Consider the following 3,941-nt stretch of genomic DNA (forward strand, 5'->3'; position numbering starts at 1 on the left):
TGGACACGTTCCAGGCGTTGAAGGCGAGCTGCACTTGCGCGAGCATGACGACGAACAGTGGCAACCACGACGAACGGGTTTCGACGGCGGATCCAGCAGACATGGGGTGTGAACCTCCGGCTCGGGCACTCGCGAATGCGAGCAGTGATGTCGCCATCCTGCCCCACGCCGCGCCGCTTGGCGAGAGGCGACCGGCGACGGCTTCTGCGGCGCGACCCGCGCGCACGGGTCGCTCGCGTGCGACGCGGTCTAGTCGTTCGAGTTGATCGGAATGGCGCCGCCTGACACGGTGCAGCCGTGCTCGCCGATTGTCACGGTGAGAAGGCACGGTTGGCCCATGGCGACTCCCTGTCGAATAACGAGCGTGTCGCCGACGGCGGCTTTGTGCACTTCACGAAGATAAACGCCAAAAGCCGCAGCGGCTGACCCGGTAGCGGGATCTTCATAAACTCCACCAAAGGCAAATGGATTTCGACTCTGCCACGTCGACGCCGCTTCTCTCGCGACTAATTGCACGGTGGGCCAGCGCTGCACGCGCGACAATGCGGCAAGCGCGTCAAAGTCATAATCCATCGCCTGCAGTGTCTCGACAGAATTCAGCACGATGACGGGGTGCTTGTTTCCCGCGAAAGCGATGCGTGGCGTGAACTCGGCGTCGAGGTCAGCGTGGGTCCAGCCAAAGATCGTGAGGAGCTCGTCGATGAGATCGTCGTCACGCGGCTCGAGGTGGCCAGCCGGCGACGTGAGTTGGGCAACGATTCCGTCGTCGGTGGTTGTCACGTGCACGTCGACCGGGCCGGCATTGGTGTCGAACACGAATGAGCCGGAACCGAGCTGACTGCCCAGGGCGACACTCGCGGCGATCGTCGCGTGCCCACAGAAATCAATTTCTTGGTCGGGTGCGAAGTATTTGACGTGCAGGCGGTCATTCGACTGCCCGACGACAAATACCGTTTCGCTATACCCCACTTCGCGAGCAATTTCTTGCATTCGAGCGTCGGTCAACTCGCGTGCATCAAGAACAACCCCGGCGGGATTACCCCCTCGACCGTCTACCGGAAATGCTGCGAGCCGCAGAATGTCCATTGTCATGACACGACTATAGAGATGCTGGGCGGCTTGCCCCGGCGCGTCATTACCGCAGGTCACGCAACCGCGCGGTGGGCGTGCCGCCGTCACCGGCTCGGCGTTCGGAGCCGACGGCAATCACGAGGAGCACGATGCCGACGACCGCGAGCGTGATCCACCACGGCATGGCTTCGATTCCCCGCCCGATCTGCACCGAGAAGGCCAACACGTTTTCGACGGGCAGAACGATCATGCCCAGCACAAACGGCGCCGCGAGTCGCCACCGCACGCCGACGAGAATCGCTGTCAGGGCGAAGGCCATGACGAGCACGGCGCGCCAGGTCTGCGGGTCAGTCGCGGTCGCGAGCATCGACGCGAACACGAGCACGACAATGCCCGGGCTCAGCAACGCCCATGAGCCCGAGCGACCCATTGGCCAGTGGTGCAGGGGGGCGGATGCCCCGCCGGGGCCGCGCACAAACGCCACCGCTCCGGCGAGCAGCAGCATGGCCCCGAGCGACACCGAAAACGCCTCGACGCGCAGAATCTCGCGCGGGCTCCACGCGACGATAGCCGTCGCGAGCGCGAGCCCGAATAGCACCCACGCGCGCGGAAGCACGGTTGGCACGGATTTCTCGCGCCATACCGCGACCACCATCGTGATAAGCAGAGCGAACCCGATGGCACTGATCCACGTAACGGGCAGGGTGTCGGCGTCAATCGCTGAGCACCCTGCGACGGTCACGGCGGTGATGGCGGGCACGAGCGCCCACCGGCGCTGATCCACGGTCGCGTCGCGAGCGAGCAGAACGCCGGCGACTGCCGCGGGCACGGCACCCGCCAGGGCCAGCGCGAGCGCCAGGGCGACGGGGGCAAGGGTGACGGCGGGCCCCGCATCCACGCGATCGAGTCCGAGCCCGAATCGAGTGCCCTGAATGGCGCCGGCCATGCTCGCGATGATGGCCGCGGCGAGCGTGGCCGAGCGCAGCGCAGACAGGCGCCCGCGCAGGCCTGACCGCCCCGTCGACATGGCCGCCCCTGCCGCCGTGAGTGCCACGGCCGCGATTAGCAGCGCACTCGTGCGCGCGGGCGAAGTGTCGGCACCGATCGCAATGAGGGCAAGCACGGGCACGATCGCGCCGAGAAGCCCCGCACCCCATAGTCCGGCGTGCGGTCGCCCGCGCGCGGTGAGCACGAGGGCGACAGCCGCCGCCGCCACAGCGGGCGGAAGCACGTGGGCTTCAGGCGACGTGACGCCCTGCACGAACCACCAGCACCACAGGGCGGCCGTGGCGATGATGCCCGCGAGCCACCAATACCTCGTGATGCGTCGAACCGCAGCAGCGGCCGCAGCGCCGAGAGCGAGAACGACGAGTACGACCGTCAGGGTGACAGGGCCAGCCGCCTCCCGCGCGACCGAGAGCATGACAGCGATGGCGGCGGTCACCCAGGTTGTCGACTCGAGCGCACTTACGACGCTCCTGGAGGCAGCCGGCGTCAGGCCGCGCACCGGCAACGCCGCTTCGAGCTGCGCGAGCAGGGGCAGCGTGACGGCGACAACGACCGCGATGAGCGGGAGCACGACGGGCGAGCCGCTCGATTCGAGCAACACCGCCCCGAGGTTGACGATCACGACCGCGATCGACGGCACCAAGGCCGCCGCGGCGAGGGAGCGCACTCTCGTGCTCAATGCGTGGCGATGCGTGAGCACCAGGCTGAGGGCGAGCGCGATCATCGTCGACGTCGACAGCACCACCCATGCCGTGCGTTCACTGATCACCAGGGCCACGGCCATCAGCGCCGGCACAACCGCGACGACCAAGAGGGTCATCCAGTAGTCGGTGCTCACCCGACCGACCACGGTCGCGCTCAGGGCGACCAGCAAGCCGACGGTCGCGGTGACGCTCACGAGCCCCGCGAACTCAATACCGGTAAGCGACAGGGCCTGTGCCAGCAGCACGAGGGCATAGGCCGAGCCGACGGCGAGGTGAGCCGGCCGCAGCGCGCGCGGCACGGCCATCGCGAGTGCCGCCAACGCGACGAGCACGGCGGACCCGAGCGTGACGGCGAGCGTGGTCGAGCTCCACGAGCTCCACGACAGCGACACGGCCATCGCGAGCGCGACATGGGCGGCGAGCACAATCGGTAGCCGGTCGCTCGCCGAAGCGCGACGACCGACGGGGGTTGCGGTGATGACGACGGATGCCGCGCCCACGAGCACAATCGCCACACTCGCGCGCGCCACACCATTGACCTCACCCAGCCCGAGTGCTCCGATGCCCGCGAGGCCCAGCATCCACAGTGACGCCGCACGGCTCGCGGCGCTCGCCGTGGTGCGTCGCCCAGCCCGAGCGTCGATGAGGATCGCCTGACACACGAGCACACCGCTCACGACCAGCAGGCCGACCACCGCGGCGACGCCCGTGGCTGTCGTGATGGCGCCCCCGGCGAGCTGTTCGGCGTTGATGAGCGCGATCAATGCCCCGAGTGCGGCGAGCGACGCTGCGGGAACGGTGCTCACGACGACGACGCTCATTGCGCCGGCGAGCACCGACCGTCGACGCACCGTGCGCTTCGCGGTCGTGAGCGCTGTGAGCGTGAGCGTGCCGACTCCTGCAGCGAGCGGCACGATCACGAGAAATGTTGCGTCGCCGCCGAGGGGTGCGGGGTCAAGTGCGAGGGCCGCGAGCACCAGCGCGAGCGGAACGCTCACCCCGGCGATGCCACTGAACAGCCCGCGCAGGGCGTGGCGCGCCGTGCGACTCGCCACGGCACCCACGCCGAGCAGGGTTGCGCTGAGCTCGAGCCAGCGAGGGCTGCCGACCGGCGGCAGATCCATCGCCAGACTGATCAGCAGCGCGAGCGAGAAGAGC

General features: G+C 68.3%; 2 protein-coding genes. Both read right to left on the bottom strand.

The genetic code is table 11. The features are described from left to right. Positions 1-249 precede the first annotated feature (249 nt). Positions 250-1,092, bottom strand: a complete 843-nt coding sequence (locus SFU54_RS02800) for a PhzF family phenazine biosynthesis protein (protein ID WP_319014794.1) — start codon at positions 1,090-1,092, stop codon at positions 250-252. A gap of 43 nt (positions 1,093-1,135) precedes the next feature. Next, a partial coding sequence (locus SFU54_RS02805) for an SCO7613 C-terminal domain-containing membrane protein (protein WP_319014795.1) occupies positions 1,136-3,941 on the bottom strand: 2,806 nt, incomplete at its 5' end.

Source organism: Microcella sp., from assembly GCF_033763155.1.
Lineage (GTDB): Bacteria > Actinomycetota > Actinomycetes > Actinomycetales > Microbacteriaceae > Microcella.

Bases quoted from the DNA above. Each gene is read 5' to 3' on its own strand.
- SFU54_RS02800 (WP_319014794.1), bottom strand. From the start codon at position 1,092: ATGACAATGGACATTCTGCGGCTCGCAGCATTTCCGGTAGACGGTCGA.